The organism is Faecalibacillus intestinalis (assembly GCF_003024685.1).
GTDB lineage: Bacteria > Bacillota_I > Bacilli_A > Erysipelotrichales > Coprobacillaceae > Faecalibacillus > Faecalibacillus intestinalis.
In genome coordinates this window covers 85,563-101,061 of sequence record NZ_PYLQ01000002.1, presented here as the reverse complement: position 1 = coordinate 101,061, position 15,499 = coordinate 85,563, and the positions used below count along the sequence as shown (strand labels likewise).

Here is a 15,499-nt window from a genome sequence, read left to right as displayed (position 1 = left end):
GTCAACAGTTTGTATGTCTAAGTAGAAGTAAATTCCGATTTGTATTTATCCCGTATATGCATCTTCAGCAGTATTTTTGAAATTCTGTTTTTTAAGCCACTGCTTTTCTTCCTCATAACCGGATAATTCTGCTTCCATCTCTGCAATCTCTGCTGACAGTTCTTTCTGCTCTTTAGAATACTGCCCGTCCAGAACTGCATAACGTTCATCCGGCAACTTGCCAAGAATGTTATCTTCATAAATCCGGCAGAGCAGTTTTTCCAGATCCTGTACACGCTTCTGTGCTTCTGACAGCCTGCTTTTCAGCCTTGTAATCTCACTGGACTGCTGTGAGGTCTGTGCCTTTCTCACCGTCTCTATGAACTCTTCCCGGTTCAGCTGGGAATATTCTGCAATCGCTTTTAAAAGCTCCTTGATAAGCTCCATGACCACATCAGCGTTGATCCTGTGCTGTGTCGGGCAGAGTGTTCCAACCGGAATCTTTGAGTATGCTGAACAGGTATACTGTGGAACTCTCTTTCCATTGTTTACCCGGTGAACATACATTTTCGCTCCACAATCCGCACAATACATCAGTCCGGTCAAAGGATGTGCTTCTCTCCATCCATCTGGGTATCTTCTTACATTGCTTCTGATCCTCTGGACGTTATCAAAGGTTTCCTGATCCATGATAGGTTCCTGTGTGTCCTCGAATACTGTTCACCGATCTTCCCCGACATAATGACTTTTCTTATCCTTGAAATGTTTTCTGGTTTTAAAGTTCACCGTATGACCAAGGTACTCTCGTTTCTTCAAAATCCCTACAACAGTGGAGGAACCCCATCCATAAGGATCTTTGATTTCATCCACCCTGCCTTTCCATAACCCTGCATCCTTTTTCGCCATATGCACTGCCGGAATCTCCACCTGTTCCTCTTTCAGAATCCTTGCAATCTGATACGGTCCACGCCCGTCCATGGTCATATGAAAAATTCGCTGTACAATCTTCGCTGCTTCTTCATCAACAATCCAGTGGTCAGGGTTCTCCGGATATTTTAAGTAACCGTATGGTGTTGTGCTGGCTACATGCTTGCCGGATTTTCCCTTTGCCTTAAAGGTTAATTTAATCTTCTTGCTGGTATCCCTTGCATACCATTCATTCATAATATTTCGGAATGGGGTGAAATCATCATCCTTCCGAAAACTATCTACATTCTCATTCATTGCAATCAGACGCACATTCTTCTGTCTAAGCAGTTCCATATATTGCCCAACCTTCAGATAATCCCTTCCCATTCGGCTCATATCTTTAATCAGGATCGTCCCAACTTTCCCGGACTCCACTTCTTTCATCATGGCAAGAAAGCCGGGGCGGTCAAATCTTGTGCCGCAAATTCCATCATCCGTAAAATGAATCAGATTTGTAAAGCCATGTTCCTTTGCATACTGCTCCAGAAGCTTTTTCTGATTGGGACTCTCCGTTTAATTCGTCATCACGACTAAGACGCTCATACAACGCTGTCATGAATCCCTGTGTCTGTGCCATCCTCTGACGCCCCCCCTTTCTCTAATTTGGCTCCTGTTCTCACCCCATATCCGTTCCTGTACCGGGTTCTGATGTTTCCGGGACGTATTTCCAGAAAAAATCTGGTATCCCTATGGGCAGGCTATTCTGTTTCCAAGGTTCGTGTAAGAAACCGAAAAAAATTCCTTACACATAACCCATTGCTCAGACGCCTTTTTACAGGATCGCAACATAACTTTTCTCATTTTCCTGGATTTCGTGTCGGTAAAAAAGTTTCTTACACTATACACAAAAAGTCGTATTGCTTTGAAATGTTTTTAAAAAAGTACAATTTTGCCCTTTGAGGTAAAAAAATAAGCCTCAAGAGACTTTTTAATCAATTTGGAGCTCCCATTCTCTAAAATTGAGTGATTAAGAAGTCTCTTCAAACTTACTACACCATGAGTGGCAAATAACATTTTCATCGAGAATAATGAGTTGAAACGCCTCATTATATAATCCTTTTATTAAGTCTTCTTCAGATGAACAGACTTTTGATTCATAATGAATATTAGAAAATTCTTGATTAATTAACTGATAAAGATCATTAAGAGGGCGAATTGGAGGGTGTAAAAGAATTATTTAATACTAATTTTTTAGGACCAGTTTGTCTAATTAAAGAAGTTTTATCAGAAATGAGAAAACGAAAATCTAGCGCAATTATCAATATTTCATCATTAGGAGCATTGACATGTAATGGTGGAAGTGGTTATTATTCAGCAAGCAAATCGGCATTAGAAAAGATGAGTATTTCTTTAAGGGATGAAGTAGAATCTTTAGAAATAAAGGTAATGATTGTTGAACCAGGCCCTTTTAGAACAAATTTTAGGGTTTCACATATTCCTAGTGAAGATAGAGGTATAGATGATTATGCGAAAATTAAGGAAGCACGTCAAAGATTAGCTCAAGATCCATTTGGTCAAAAAGGAGATCCTTATAAAGCAGCTCAAGTCATTGTTTCAACAATTGAAAAAGAAGATTATCCTAAAATGATTCTTTTAGGTAAAGGTACAACAAATTTAGTAGTAAAAATTTTATCTGATCAAATTAATGAAATAAAAAATGGAAAGATATAAGTGATCAAACAAACTTTGATGAATAAGATTCAAATGTAATGATTGACATTACAATTTGTGTTTTGTAAGATAAAAACGAAAGGGGAATATGTTATGCAAATTTCAAGTAGATTTACAATAGCTGTTCATATATTTGCGTGTATCGATACCTTTGGAAAAGATCAAAAGATAACAAGTGATTTTCTTTCTACAAGTATTAATGTCAATCCAGTAATCATTAGAAAAATACTTTCTTCTTTAAAGAAAAGTCATTTATTAAATGTTCAAAGAGGAACAGGAGGTACTACGATTGCTAAACCATTAGATCAAATTACGTTATTTGATATTTATCAATCAGTAGAATGTGTAGAAAATGGTGAATTATTCCATTTTCATGAAAATCCCAATAATAATTGTCCAGTAGGAAAGAATATACATAATATCTTAGATAATAAATTAATGAGAGTACAAAAAGCAATGGAAGATGAATTATCTTCCATTACTTTAAAAGATGTTATTGAAGATACAAGATTTTATGTTCAACAGGAAATGAAGTAGTGCAAACTACTTTTTTTTGTAAAAATATGTACTTTTCTTGTTATTTAGTGAATAATGGAGTATATTATAAATAGGAATAATTACTAGATAATGAAAGAAGGAAAAGGCTATGGAACAAAAATTTTATATTTGTAAACATTGTGGAAACATTATTGAAAAAGTTGAAGACAAAGGAGTACCAGTTGTATGTTGTGGTGAAGTGATGCAAGAACTCCAAGCTGGTATTGAAGATGGAGCTGTTGAAAAACATGTACCAGTTTATACAGTAGAAGGTGATCTTGTACATGTTGAAGTAGGAGAAGTTGAACATCCAATGTTTGCAGAACATTGGATTGAATGGATTTCTTTAAAAACAGATCAAGGCATTCAAAGAAAATATTTAAAACCTGGTGAAAAACCAGCGGTTGATTTTAAACTTTGTGATAATGAAACAGTGGAAGAAGTTTATGCATATTGTAATCTACATGGATTATGGAAAGCTTAATATTCGATGTTTGAAAAAATGAACAATAGGTTTTATTGTTCATTTTTTCTATATGCTTGAGGAGTTATGGCTTCGTATTTTTTAAAGGTACGAATAAAAGATTCGGGATTTTTGTAACTGAGTTGTTTAGAAATTTGAGAAATTGATAAAGTTGTATTAAGTAATAATTGTTTGCCTTTTTGTAATTTAATGTGTGTTAATAATTCATAATAAGAATAACCAGTCTTTTCTTTTATCCATTTAGAACAATAAGGAATTGAATAATGAAAATGTTGACTTATTTTTTCTAAAGAAATTGTTTTATAATGATCGTTTATATATTGAATGATTTTTAAGTTTTCATTCTTTTCGATATTTGTTGTGATTTCAGTGTTTTCTTGAGTTTTTCTTTGTATGTAAGCAAGCAATAAAGAAAATAAATGGCATAAAATTGTATTCGAATAAGAATCTTGCATGTTATTTTCTTCGTACATTTGTAAAATAATATTTTGTATTTGTATATCTTGCTTACTATGAAAATGAAGATAACTGATTTTATCTTTTGCATAGTAATGACTTAAAAAGAAATCAAAAGTTATATCATATTCTTTCATGTAATCAGAAAATGTATCTAGAAATGTACTTTTTCTAATTAAAATATTTAATAGGACTGTTTCATCATTAAAAACTTTAATACCGTGTTTTATTTGAGGGGCTAGTAAGAAAAGATGACCAGCTTGTAATTCAACTACTTTATCTTCTATCGTTTGAATGGCATTTCCTTTTAGGATATATATGATTTCAAAATAATCATGATCATGAATAAAAAAAGGAATGTAACGGGGATGTTTTAAAATAATTATATCTTGATTTTTTTCAAAATAATCTTCTTCTAAACTATGGGTTTGAAGAATTTCAGGATTTAGAACAATATTTAAATTATAAGCATCATCTTGATACTTTAGTTTGAAGTCTTGAATGTTTTTAGATGTTTTATCTAAATAGTAATATTCTCTAAAGAGTTTTTCATCTAAATCAAATTGTATTAGTTTATTTATCATTTTTATCACCATATCTATTATATATTAAAAATAGTCTATTTAAATGATTAATTTTAATCATTAGGTTCTTGATATAATGCTAGTGAGGTGAAAATATGAATAAAAAAATGATATTAAAAATAGCTATATTGAGTTGTTGCTTAGTAACAGCAAGTCAAAATGCAATTGCTGGAAATATTCCAGCTATAGCAGATAATTTTAAAAATGTTGCTTTATCTACGATTGAGCTAATGACAACAATTCCTTCGTTATTTGTAATGCTTGCTATTTTATTAAATGGTTTTTTAGCAAAAAGAATGAATCATAAGACATCACTTTTAATAGGATTGCTTATTTGTGGAATAGGTGGAATTATTCCTTATTTTATTAAAGAAGTATATATCATGCTTATTTCAAGAGCTATTTTTGGTTTTGGGGTAGGAATGATTAATTCTAATTTATTAATTATGATTGCAAGTTTATTTGATGGAAAAGAAAGAAGTCAAATGATTGGACTACAAGGATCAATTGGAGGATTAGGTAGTTTTTTAACGACTTATGTAGCAGGAATGTTACTTGCTTATGGGTGGCATGTTTCTTTTCTGGTATATGTTATTGCATTTTTGATTTTCTTTTTTGTTTTAAAATATGTTCCTAATGCAAAAGATAGCCAAAATTCAAAAGAAGTTCAGCAAGAAGTGAATTATAAAAGAATAATTTTTTATTCAATCTTGTCTTTTATGTCTGTTAATTTTGCAACTTTCTTTGTAATTAAAGGCTCTTCTTTAATTACAATTAATCATTATGGAAGTGTTAGAGATGGCTCTACTGTTATTATGTTGATTTCTATTGGATCACTTCTTGCAGGCGCTATGTATGGCACTATTTATAATAGATTAAAAGATCATTCCCTTATTTTATTCTATATTATTTGTGCAGTATCATTTATTTTAGCAGGATGTATTCATAATTTATGGATTGTTTATATATCAGCATTCTTGCTTGGTTATGGTTATATGGCTTTTGTTCCCTTTTTACAGGAAAAAGTAGCAATCTATGGTAGTGTTGGAACAACAGCACTTTTAATATTACAAAGTTTAGGGTCTTTTATTACACCTTATTATGGTGTGCTTTTAAATCATTTTACCTCTTCGTTAAATAGTCAATTTATTATTACTGGGATTTTATATATTATTCTTATTCTTATTTTTGGTATCTCGAAAAGAGTAATAAAAAAATAAAGGGGGGGGTGTTGTAACGAGTAAGTAGATTTTTAACAACTTTCGAAAGGTTACAGCCTTTCTTTTTATTTTCTTAAAGAAATATCAAAATCATCGTATTCACTTTTTTCAATGTGAACTTGTTTTTTTGATGTACTTAAAAAGAACTACCGCTTTTTTAATTCATTTTATTTTCTTTTGGCTATGATATTTCCTTATATTATGACCTATTGCCACCAGATATATCTCCAATTTTACACCATTTTCTCCTCGACGATACAATCTGTCATATTTTTGGTTAGCTTTTCCAGTCTCCAAATGTTCCTTCTGTTTCATTGTTTCTTTGAAACATCAGCTTTAATTCTTCACCGCTTTTCACATTTCTTCTTGCTTCTTTTTGATATTCTTCCATCTGGAAAATATGTGTTATTTCTCTTCCAAATTTTGATTTTGTATATTTTCCTCTCAGTGAGCATCTTTCACAATGATGATTTATAAATGTTATATTGATACGTTCATATTCACTTCTTGTATCTTTTACTACTTTCTCTACATCGAATTCCTCTCCCACTGGATAGATAATTCTTTCTCCTTGTGTCCTTTTCATTTTGTTTTTTTTAATCTATTTTTTTAAGAATTATACCATCCTTGAATCTTTTTTCTTTTATTAAATAATGTTTCCAAATAAATATGTTTCATCTTTTCACCTCACTCCTATGATATCTTTTTTTATTTTGAAGAAAAGATATCATAAGAAGTTTAAAAAGGTATTTATAAAATAATCATTATCATAATTAGGAAATGTAAATTTTATTTACAAAAATAATAATTTTAAGATGTGTTTTCTAAAATGGCATTTTAATTGAATGATGAAATATTGTAAGGAAAAGAGTTCTTTTTTAAACTATAAGTGGATTAAGGAAAGAGGAGAGAAAAATGTTATCAAATTCAAAATTAGGTTTTGGTTTAATGAGATTACCAAAAGATAAAAATGGAACAATTATTCAAGAAAAAGTAAATACTATGGTAGATGCTTTTATGAAATCAGGCTTTACTTATTTTGATACAGCTTATGCTTATGCTGGTAGTGAAAAAGCTATGAAAAAAGCTTTAGTTGAACGCTATCCAAGAGAAGCATATACGATAGCTGATAAGCTACCTGCATGGAAATTAAAAGATGAAAATGATGTTCAAAGAATCTTTGAAGAATCATTGTCGTTAAGTGGTGTTGATTATTTTGATTTTTATTTATTACACAGTATAGAAAAGAAACACTATCTTACCTATGAAAAATATCATTGTTTTGATTTTATTAAAGAAATGAAAAAGCAAGGCAAAATTAAAAATATTGGTTTTTCTTTTCATGATACACCTGAATTTTTAGATCAAGTACTAACAGAACATCCAGAAGTAGACTTTGTTCAATTACAACTCAATTATTTAGACTGGAATAATGGGGTTATTCAATCTAAAAAAAATTTAGAGATTGCTAGAAAACATCATAAACCAGTTGTGGTCATGGAACCAATTAAAGGTGGAACACTTGCAAGTTTTAGTGAGGATATTGAACAAATCTATAAAAATTATGATTCTTCAAAATCAATTGCCTCATGGGCCTTAAGATTTATAGCATCTAAGGAAGGTGTAATGACGATTTTATCAGGAATGTCAACGCTTGAACAAATGAATGATAATTTAGCAACAATGTCAAACTTTGTGCCCTTAAATAATGAAGAATATAAACTTGTAGATCAAGTAACAAAAACAGTTTTATCTAAACCAACTATTCCATGTACAGGATGTCGTTATTGTACACCAGGATGTCCTTTAAATATACAAATTCCAGATCTATTTACAGCTTATAACAGTCAAATACTTTATGGTGAAAGTTCACGTTATCAAACATGGTATCAAGATCATACAAGTGATGATCATGCAAAGGCGAATCAATGTCTTAAATGCGGTCAATGTGAAGGTGTTTGTCCACAACATCTTAAAATTATTTCTTTATTAAAAGAAGTATCAAATGTTTTTGATAAATAAGGAATGAAAATGAAATTTGAAAATAAAGTTGTTGTATTAACTGGTGGTGTAAAAGGAATTGGAAGGTGTATTAAAGAGACGTTTGAAAAACAAGGGGCGCATGTTTGTATAATTGATGTTTTAGATAATGGCTATTTTGTAGGGAGTATAGGGAATAAAGAGGATCTAATATGTTTTACAAATAAGGTTATCAAAGACTATGGACATGTAGATTATATTATTAATAATGCTAAGCCTATATTTAAAGGAATTGATAGTTGTAGCTATGAAGAATTCAATGAAGCATTACAAGTAGGAGTTACAGGTCCTTTTATGTTAGTAAAATTATTAAAAGATTATTTAAATGAAGATGCATGCGTCATTAATATCTCATCAACGAGAGATCGTATGTCACAACCACAAAGTGAAAGCTATAGTGCAGCTAAAGGTGGTCTTTCAGCACTAACTCATGCCTTGGCTGTTTCGCTTTCTAAAAAGGCAAGAGTTAATAGTATTTCTCCTGGATGGATCGATACAGAAAATAAAGAATATCAAGGAAGTGATGTTAATCAACATCTTGTAAAAAGAGTGGGTAAAGTTGATGATATTGCTCATTTAGTACTTTTTTTATGTAGTGAAGAAGCTGGATTTATTACAGGTGAAAATATTTGTGTTGATGGTGGAATGACAAAATTAATGATATATCACAACGATTATGGATGGAAATTAGGAGATGAAGATTATGAATAAAAATACAAGAATTAAATTAAATGATGGTTTAACAATGCCAGTAGTGGCGTTAGGTGTGTGGCAAAGTCATGAAGGTACAAAAAATGCAGTTTTGACAGCATTAAAAAATGGTTATCGCCATATCGATACAGCTGCAGTTTATCATAATGAAAAAGCTGTTGGTGAAGCAATCAAAGAAAGTGGTATACCAAGAAATGAAATTTTTGTTACAACAAAATTATGGAATGATGATGTTCGTAGTGGTAACACGAGAGAAGCTTTAAAGAAAAGTTTGGAAAACTTAGGATTAGATTATGTTGATCTTTATTTGATTCATTGGCCAGCTGAAGGTTATGTAGAAGCATATTTAGAAATGGAAAAATTACAAAAAGAAGGATTAACTAGAAGTATAGGAGTTTCTAACTTTAGAAAATCACATCTTCAAAATCTATTATCAAAGGTTCACATTGTTCCTAGTATTAATCAAATAGAAACTAATCCGCAAATGGTTGATGAAGAAACAATTCAATATTGTAAAGAAAATAAAATTGGTGTTGAAGCATGGTCACCACTAGGAAGTGGAGCTTGTTTAAACAATCCAAAAATTCAAGAAATTGCTAATAAATATCAAAAATCATCGGCACAAATTATTTTAAGATGGTTATTACAAAAAGGTATTGTTATATTACCTAAATCAGTTCATGAAAATAGAATTAAAGAAAATATAGATCTCTTTAATTTTGTACTAGAAAATGAAGATGTTGAATTAATTAATCAATTAAATCAACATAAAAGAACAGGACCTGATCCAGATAATTTTGATTTTTAGGAGACAATCATAAAAAAATACGAAGGTAGTTATTTTTTGATGTATATGTTTTATTATTTATCTATGGCTTTGTTTTTTCTGGACTTATTTCAGTATATTTAATGGATAAAGATAAAGCAAGTGAAGTAAGTTTTGTTGTATCATGTTCTTATATTTTATCTATGATAACCCGACCATTTATTAGTGATTTATGTGATCGATATGATAAAAAGAAAGTAAATATGATTTTATTAGTTATTTCATCTATTTTTGGTTTTAGTTTTATTTTGGTTCATAATATTTATTTGATTGCTATTGTTTATAGTGTTGTTTTAGCTCTTTTAAATGGTATTAATCCAATTATTGAAAGAATGGTAACTGTATCAAAACATAAGTATGGTTTTATTCTTTGTTGTTAGTATTCTTATATGTGCTTTAGGAGTATTTGGTACAAAAGATGTAAAAACAATAGAAAAACAAGCAAAATGAGAAAAGAAGGATTACTTGGAATGATAGGAAAAAGTACAGCAACTAGATATATAAAGAAATAATTTTTTATTCACAATGGAACGCAATTGTTCATAAGTAAAGTAAGTATTAATCTTTAGTATATATTTTTTTACTTGGATTTTGATTATCATCAATAAGATGATTCAGAATCCTTTTTTCTTTTTCGATTTTATGATTCAAAAATTGGAGACGTTGTTTTGCCGCTTCAAGTTCTTCTTCAGCTTTTTCTTTTTGTTTTATTAAAATATCAAGACGCTCTTGAATTGCTTGATCGCCTTCTTTTTTACATAATTCATGAAAAAGTTTGATATCTTGAATAGACATTCCAAGTTCTCTTAGATATTTAGTTCCTTTAAGCCAATCGAGTGCTTGCTCATCAAATAAACGATGATTATTTTTATCTCTTTTTACTTCTACAATACCGATATCTGTATAATAGCGGATAGTATGTTCAGTTAAATTTAATATTTGACATGCTTGTTTTAATGTATACATTGTTTTCTCCTTGACCTCGAGTTACACGAGGGTATTACAATTCTATTGTAGTAAAAAAATAATAGATGTAAAGGAGAATTATATGGATTATATTATATTAAATAATGGTTTAAAAATGCCATTATTAGGCTTTGGAACAATGAATATTTTTGATGAAGAGGAGTGTACAAAAATATTAAAAGAAGCTTATGAAGAAGGTTATCGTTTGTTTGATTGTGCTCAAATATATGGAAATGAACAAATTGTAGGCAGTGCTTTAAGAAAAGCTGGAATTCCAAGAGATGAAATCTTTTTAACGACAAAAGTATGGTTTACAAACTTTGAAGGAGAATAAGTTAGAAAGTCTTTATTAGAATCAATGAGAAAACTACAAACAGATTATTTTGATCTTGTTTTTATTCATTGGCCTTATGGGAATACATATCATGCTTATCGTGAACTTGAAAAGATGTATGAAGAAGGATTCATTAAAAGTATTGGTATATCTAATTATCAAGAGAGTCAATATCTTGATTTAGTTCATTTTAATAAAATTATTCCGGTTGTTAATCAAATAAAGGTTACTTTAAGATGTCAAAGAAAACAAATGTTAGAAGTTATGAATGAAAAAGGAACAGTCTTACAAGGATATCAAGTCTTTGGTAAAGAAGAAACTTTGCCTATTTATGAAGATGATAAAGTAAAAAGTATAGCATTAAAGTATAATAAAACAACAAGACAAATTGCGATGAAATATCTTGTACAAAATAGAATAAGTGTTATTACACGTCCGATGGAAAAACAATATATGAAAGATAATTTAAATTTATTTGACTTTCAATTAAATGAAGAAGAAATGTCATATTTATCATCATTCGACTTATTAGAGTATAATACAAAACCTTCACAGGATTATCAAAGAACAAAAAGTATGTTAGAAAATATGTAAAAGTATTTTCTAATAATGAACATACAACAATAATTATTTATCTTATGATATAGTATAAATACAAACTAAAGGAGGAAATATTAATGAGTTTACCAAAAGATTTCTTATGGGGTGGAGCAACAGCTGCAAATCAATATGAAGGTGGATGGAATGAAGGAGGACGTGGTAAATCGAGTGATGATGTTATTACTAATGGAACACATACAGAACCTCGTTGTATTACTTTTGTTAATAAAGCAGGTGAAAAAGTAAAAGCACCTATGTTTGTTGGGGCTAATTATGAAGATGTAGATCATTTTGAATGCTTTGATGATTGTTTATATCCTAATCATGAAGCTACTGATTTTTATCATCATTATAAAGAAGATATTGCTTTAATGGCAGAAATGGGATTTAAATGTTTTAGATTATCTATTGCCTGGTCTAGAATTTTCGCTAATGGAGGTACGGAAGGTGAACAACCATTAGAAGAAGGATTAAAATTTTATGATAATGTTTTTGATGAATGTTTAAAATATGGTATTGAACCATTAGTTACATTATCACACTATGAAACACCACTTGCTTTAACTGAAGCTTGGAATTCATGGGCTGATAGAAGAACAATTGATTGTTATGTAAGATATTGTGAAGTTGTTTTTAATAGATATAAAGATAAAGTTAAATATTGGCTTACATTTAATGAAATTAACTGTATTGAAATGTCACCATGGATGGAAGGTGGTGTGCTTACAAAAGATAAACAAACAATGATCAATATGGCACACTATCAATTTGTCGCAAGTGCTAAAGTTGTTAAATTAGGACATCAAATCAATCCTGATTTTAAAATTGGATGTATGTTAGCTTATACTTTAACTTATCCAATGACATGTCATCCAGAAGATACATTAGCTGCATGGAAAAATACTCATAATAATATTTTCTATACAGATGTACAATGTAGAGGATACTATCCAAGTTATAGATTAAAAGAATTTGAAAGAGAAGGAATTATTCTTCCAATTGAAGATGGTGATTTAGAAATCATTAAAGAAGGAACAGTTGATTTCTTATCATTCTCTTATTATATGTCACAAGTTGCAGCATATAATCCTGAACAATATCAAGGAGCAGGTGGAGGAAACTTATCACTTGGATTAAAGAATCCTTATTTAAGTGCTTCTGATTGGGGATGGCAAATTGATCCAACAGGACTTAGAAATGCATTAAATAGATTATATGATCGTTATCAAATGCCATTATTTGTTGTGGAAAATGGTTTAGGAGCATTTGATAAAATTGAAGAAGATGGTTCAATCCATGACACTTATCGAATTAATTATTTAAGAGATCATATTAAAGCTATGGATGCAGCTGTCAATGAAGATGGTGTAGACTTAATGGGATACACTATGTGGGGATGTATTGATTTAGTTTCAGCATCTACAGGTGAAACAGCAAAACGTTATGGATTTGTCCATGTTGATAAATACGATGATGGTACTGGAGATTTATCAAGAAGAAGAAAAGATTCATTCTATTGGTATAAAAAAGTAATCGAATCTCATGGAAATGATTTAGATTAGGAAATAATGGATATGATAATTTTTAAAAAGTGAAATCTTAAAAATATCATATCTTTTTTTATTTTAAAGGTAAATAAAGATAATAAATATTTAGTTATTTGTTTATTGTGATATAATCAAAGAAGAGGTGATTATATTGAAAAAAGTAACAGTAGCTGCAATTGCAAAAGAAGCAGGAGTTTCTCCTGGAACAGTAAGCAATGCACTTAATAATAGAAAAGGATCTATTAGTAAAGAAAAAAGAGATCATATTATAGAAGTGGCAGAAAAATTAGGATATTTTAAAACTGGAAAAAGGACAGGTATTTTGACACTTGTTATTTATAGTAAAAAAGAGCGAGTTGTTGGTGACACACCTTTTTTTTCTGAATTGATTAGAGGTTTAGAAAATGAGGCAACGAAACAAGATTATAGATTAAATATTATATATATAGATAGTGATCAGATAGGAGAAATACAACAACTTGATGATGTTTCAAAAAGTGACGGATTAATTCTTTTAGGAACAGAAATGCAGTTAGAAGATGTTGAAAGATTTGAAAATTTTAGAATACCATATATTATTATCGATAATGCTTATACAAATCAAAAATGTGATTTTTTATCTATTAATAATAGAGATGGGATGTATGAAATAACAAATTATTTAGTTAAAAAAGGGTATAAAAGAATTGGATTGATTAATTCTATTAATCAAATAAATAACTTTAAAGAAAGAAAAATGGGTTATTTACAAGCTATGATGGATAATGGATTAAATGTAGTTCCAGAATTAGAAGCCTTTGTTCAACCAACGATAGATGATAGTTATAGAGATTTTAAGGACTACTTAGTAGAACTTATAAATGGAGAAGATGAGATGCCAGATGCCTTCGCTGCAGTTAATGATTATATTGCATTGGGGGCTATAAGAGCTATGCAAGAGCTTAATGTCAATGTCCCAATAACAGGATTTGATGATATTTCATTTGCAAGTTATTCAACACCATCATTAACAACTGTCAGAGTAAATAAAAGATATCTAGGGGAAGTTGCAGTAAAAAGATTGATAGAGAAATTTTCTGAAAATGAAAATACATTAAAAATAATGGTAAGTACTGAAATAATAGAACGTGATAGCACTAAATAAATAAGTAAAATATTTAGTTAAAACTTAAATAAAAATTTAGTTTGAGTATTGACCGATGAAACCACTTTCATTATACTTTTGGTTGTAGAGAGTTGCAACACTACTAGAATATGTATGAGATGGAAGGAAAAATAAAATGGATAACAAATATGTTAATAAAGCTTTGGAACTATCATCTAAGGTTGCATCAAATGTTTATCTAGATGCTATTTCTAAAGGATTGATGGGGACATTACCTATCTTGATTATTGGTTCAATTGGATGTCTTTTAGGGGTATTCCCATTTGATCCTTATTTACAATTTATTGAAAAAATAGGAGTTAAAACTTATTTCTTAGCTGCATCAACAGTAACAACAAGCTGTTTATCAATTTATGCAGCATTCTTAATTGGATATCGTTTAGCTGGAAGTTTTAAATGTGATCAAATTCCAGCAGGATTAATTTCAGTTTTTGCATTTTTTATTACTACACCACTAACAAAAGATAGTGGATTGATGATGGAATTTATGGGTGCTAAAGGTTTATTCGGTGCAATGATTGCTGCATTGATAGCTACAAGAATCTATTGTGCATTTATGAATGTTGATAAATTAAAAATTAAAATGCCAGATGGTGTACCACCAATGATTGCTAATACATTTACAGCATTAATTCCAGCAATCTTAGTAGGATTAATTTTCATTGCTGTGGCTACAATATTCTCATTTACTCCTTATGGTTCATTTACACAGTTAGTTTATACAGTTATTGTGACACCTTTAAATTCTTTAGGTGGAAGTGTATGGTCTTTAGTGGTTTTAATTTTAGTACAAATGCTTTTATGGTTCTTTGGAATTCATGGATCAAATGTTATTAGTGGTGTAATTACTGCTGTATATTTACCTATGGCAACAGCTAACTTAGAAGCATATGCTGCTGGTAAAGCTTTACCAAATATTTTATGTAATACATTCTATGATACTTTTAGTGGAATTGGTGGTGCAGGAGGTACTTTATCATTATGTATCGTTATCTTATTATTTGCTAAATCAAAACAAAATAAGACAATGGGGAAATTAGGTATTATTCCTGGGTTATTCACAATTAATGAACCAGTTGTATTTGGTTATCCTTTAATTATGAACCCATTAATGGCAATACCATTTATTCTAACACCAATTGTACAAACATTAGTTGCTTATTTCAGTATGTACATAGGTTTAGTACCAAGATTTACAGGTGTACAAGTACCATGGTGTATGCCAATTATCTTAAAACCATTACTTGCTGGGGGTTGGCAAGCTGCAATTTTACAAGTTGTATGTATTTTCATTGGATGTTTAATTTGGTATCCATTCTTTAAAGTTTCTGATAAACAAAGATATGAACAAGAACAAAGTTTAGAAGCTACCGTAGAATAGCATTTACAACAGAAAATAAATAGGAGGAA

Annotated in this window: 17 protein-coding genes and 1 pseudogene; 12 read left to right on the top strand and 6 right to left on the bottom strand. The window is 30.0% G+C overall.

Annotated features, from left to right (window positions below; all coding sequences use genetic code 11):
* Positions 1-45: 45 nt before the first annotated feature.
* Positions 46-669, bottom strand: coding sequence for a zinc ribbon domain-containing protein (locus C7U54_RS15660; RefSeq protein ID WP_442345806.1), 624 nt, complete (start codon positions 667-669; stop codon positions 46-48).
* 30 nt (positions 670-699) lie between these two features.
* Entirely contained in the window at positions 700-1,395 is a 696-nt protein-coding gene (locus C7U54_RS15655; RefSeq protein ID WP_455550745.1) for a recombinase family protein, read from the bottom strand.
* 708 nt (positions 1,396-2,103) lie between these two features.
* Between C7U54_RS15655 and C7U54_RS02065 the strand changes: the two genes are divergently transcribed.
* The 3 genes from C7U54_RS02065 to C7U54_RS02055 all read left to right on the top strand — a co-directional run bounded on the left by C7U54_RS02065 (position 2,104) and on the right by C7U54_RS02055 (position 3,640).
* Positions 2,104-2,619: an SDR family NAD(P)-dependent oxidoreductase gene (locus tag C7U54_RS02065; protein WP_107029145.1), complete on the top strand. Its 516-nt coding sequence runs from the start codon at positions 2,104-2,106 to the stop codon at positions 2,617-2,619.
* A 93-nt stretch (positions 2,620-2,712) separates the two neighbouring features.
* A complete protein-coding gene (locus tag C7U54_RS02060) occupies positions 2,713-3,156 on the top strand; it encodes an Rrf2 family transcriptional regulator (protein ID WP_107029144.1) in 444 nt (147 codons plus the stop codon).
* A 109-nt stretch (positions 3,157-3,265) separates the two neighbouring features.
* Positions 3,266-3,640, top strand: coding sequence for a desulfoferrodoxin family protein (locus C7U54_RS02055; RefSeq protein WP_107029143.1), 375 nt, complete (start codon positions 3,266-3,268; stop codon positions 3,638-3,640).
* Positions 3,641-3,672: 32 nt separating this feature from the next.
* Here C7U54_RS02055 and C7U54_RS02050 read toward each other — a convergent pair whose 3' ends face one another.
* Complete coding sequence (locus C7U54_RS02050) at positions 3,673-4,680, bottom strand: AraC family transcriptional regulator (RefSeq protein WP_241522556.1); 1,008 nt, start codon at positions 4,678-4,680, stop codon at positions 3,673-3,675.
* A gap of 95 nt (positions 4,681-4,775) precedes the next feature.
* On the opposite strand from C7U54_RS02050, the gene C7U54_RS02045 reads away from it, so the two are divergent.
* Entirely contained in the window at positions 4,776-5,900 is a 1,125-nt protein-coding gene (locus C7U54_RS02045; RefSeq protein WP_107029142.1) for an MFS transporter, read from the top strand.
* Positions 5,901-6,062: 162 nt separating this feature from the next.
* Here C7U54_RS02045 and C7U54_RS15480 read toward each other — a convergent pair whose 3' ends face one another.
* Positions 6,063-6,215 (bottom strand): transposase, encoded by a 153-nt coding sequence (locus C7U54_RS15480; RefSeq protein ID WP_107029141.1) that lies wholly within the window; start codon positions 6,213-6,215, stop codon positions 6,063-6,065.
* Positions 6,178-6,486 carry a transposase gene (locus tag C7U54_RS02035; RefSeq protein WP_107029140.1) on the bottom strand — a complete coding sequence of 103 codons (309 nt, stop codon included), beginning with the start codon at positions 6,484-6,486 and terminating at the stop codon, positions 6,178-6,180. The genes C7U54_RS15480 and C7U54_RS02035 overlap by 38 nt, the downstream gene beginning before the upstream one ends.
* Before the next feature lie 329 nt (positions 6,487-6,815).
* On the opposite strand from C7U54_RS02035, the gene C7U54_RS02030 reads away from it, so the two are divergent.
* Genes C7U54_RS02030 through C7U54_RS02015 form a run of 4 tightly spaced genes read left to right on the top strand, consistent with a single transcriptional unit; the run spans position 6,816 to position 9,857 of the window.
* Positions 6,816-7,922: an aldo/keto reductase gene (locus tag C7U54_RS02030; RefSeq protein ID WP_107029139.1), complete on the top strand. Its 1,107-nt coding sequence runs from the start codon at positions 6,816-6,818 to the stop codon at positions 7,920-7,922.
* 9 nt (positions 7,923-7,931) lie between these two features.
* A complete protein-coding gene (locus tag C7U54_RS02025) occupies positions 7,932-8,651 on the top strand; it encodes an SDR family oxidoreductase (protein ID WP_107029138.1) in 720 nt (239 codons plus the stop codon).
* Positions 8,644-9,459, top strand: coding sequence for an aldo/keto reductase (locus C7U54_RS02020; protein ID WP_107029137.1), 816 nt, complete (start codon positions 8,644-8,646; stop codon positions 9,457-9,459). Before C7U54_RS02025 ends, C7U54_RS02020 begins: the two co-directional genes overlap by 8 nt.
* 59 nt (positions 9,460-9,518) lie before the next feature.
* Complete coding sequence (locus C7U54_RS02015; RefSeq protein ID WP_370807448.1) at positions 9,519-9,857, top strand: MFS transporter; 339 nt, start codon at positions 9,519-9,521, stop codon at positions 9,855-9,857.
* A 178-nt stretch (positions 9,858-10,035) separates the two neighbouring features.
* Here C7U54_RS02015 and C7U54_RS02010 read toward each other — a convergent pair whose 3' ends face one another.
* On the bottom strand, positions 10,036-10,443 hold the full coding sequence (locus tag C7U54_RS02010; protein ID WP_107029135.1) for a MerR family transcriptional regulator: 408 nt from the start codon (positions 10,441-10,443) through the stop codon (positions 10,036-10,038).
* A gap of 82 nt (positions 10,444-10,525) precedes the next feature.
* On the opposite strand from C7U54_RS02010, the pseudogene C7U54_RS02000 reads away from it, so the two are divergent.
* The 4 genes and pseudogenes from C7U54_RS02000 (at position 10,526) to C7U54_RS01985 (ending at position 15,470) form a co-directional block, all read left to right on the top strand.
* Positions 10,526-11,371 (top strand): annotated as a pseudogene (locus tag C7U54_RS02000) (aldo/keto reductase).
* 83 nt (positions 11,372-11,454) lie between these two features.
* Positions 11,455-12,939, top strand: coding sequence for a glycoside hydrolase family 1 protein (locus C7U54_RS01995; RefSeq protein WP_107029132.1), 1,485 nt, complete (start codon positions 11,455-11,457; stop codon positions 12,937-12,939).
* A 136-nt stretch (positions 12,940-13,075) separates the two neighbouring features.
* Positions 13,076-14,068 carry a LacI family DNA-binding transcriptional regulator gene (locus C7U54_RS01990; RefSeq protein ID WP_022002467.1) on the top strand — a complete coding sequence of 331 codons (993 nt, stop codon included), beginning with the start codon at positions 13,076-13,078 and terminating at the stop codon, positions 14,066-14,068.
* A 136-nt stretch (positions 14,069-14,204) separates the two neighbouring features.
* The gene (locus tag C7U54_RS01985; protein ID WP_022002468.1) at positions 14,205-15,470 is read left to right on the top strand and encodes a PTS sugar transporter subunit IIC; all 1,266 of its coding nucleotides are present in this window, start codon (positions 14,205-14,207) and stop codon (positions 15,468-15,470) included.
* Positions 15,471-15,499 lie beyond the last annotated feature (29 nt).

Excerpts from the sequence above, each read along its gene's own strand:
- C7U54_RS02020 (WP_107029137.1), top strand. The coding sequence starts at position 8,644 with ATGAATAAAAATACAAGAATTAAATTAAATGATGGTTTAACAATGCCA.
- C7U54_RS02035 (WP_107029140.1), bottom strand. The coding sequence starts at position 6,486 with ATGAAAAGGACACAAGGAGAAAGAATTATCTATCCAGTGGGAGAGGAA.
- C7U54_RS02060 (WP_107029144.1), top strand. The coding sequence starts at position 2,713 with ATGCAAATTTCAAGTAGATTTACAATAGCTGTTCATATATTTGCGTGT.
- C7U54_RS01995 (WP_107029132.1), top strand. The coding sequence starts at position 11,455 with ATGAGTTTACCAAAAGATTTCTTATGGGGTGGAGCAACAGCTGCAAAT.
- C7U54_RS01985 (WP_022002468.1), top strand. The coding sequence starts at position 14,205 with ATGGATAACAAATATGTTAATAAAGCTTTGGAACTATCATCTAAGGTT.
- C7U54_RS02030 (WP_107029139.1), top strand. The coding sequence starts at position 6,816 with ATGTTATCAAATTCAAAATTAGGTTTTGGTTTAATGAGATTACCAAAA.
- C7U54_RS15480 (WP_107029141.1), bottom strand. The coding sequence starts at position 6,215 with ATGAAACAGAAGGAACATTTGGAGACTGGAAAAGCTAACCAAAAATAT.
- C7U54_RS02050 (WP_241522556.1), bottom strand. The coding sequence starts at position 4,680 with ATGATAAATAAACTAATACAATTTGATTTAGATGAAAAACTCTTTAGA.
- C7U54_RS02010 (WP_107029135.1), bottom strand. The coding sequence starts at position 10,443 with ATGTATACATTAAAACAAGCATGTCAAATATTAAATTTAACTGAACAT.
- C7U54_RS02025 (WP_107029138.1), top strand. The coding sequence starts at position 7,932 with ATGAAATTTGAAAATAAAGTTGTTGTATTAACTGGTGGTGTAAAAGGA.
- C7U54_RS02045 (WP_107029142.1), top strand. The coding sequence starts at position 4,776 with ATGAATAAAAAAATGATATTAAAAATAGCTATATTGAGTTGTTGCTTA.
- C7U54_RS02055 (WP_107029143.1), top strand. The coding sequence starts at position 3,266 with ATGGAACAAAAATTTTATATTTGTAAACATTGTGGAAACATTATTGAA.
- C7U54_RS15660 (WP_442345806.1), bottom strand. The coding sequence starts at position 669 with ATGGATCAGGAAACCTTTGATAACGTCCAGAGGATCAGAAGCAATGTA.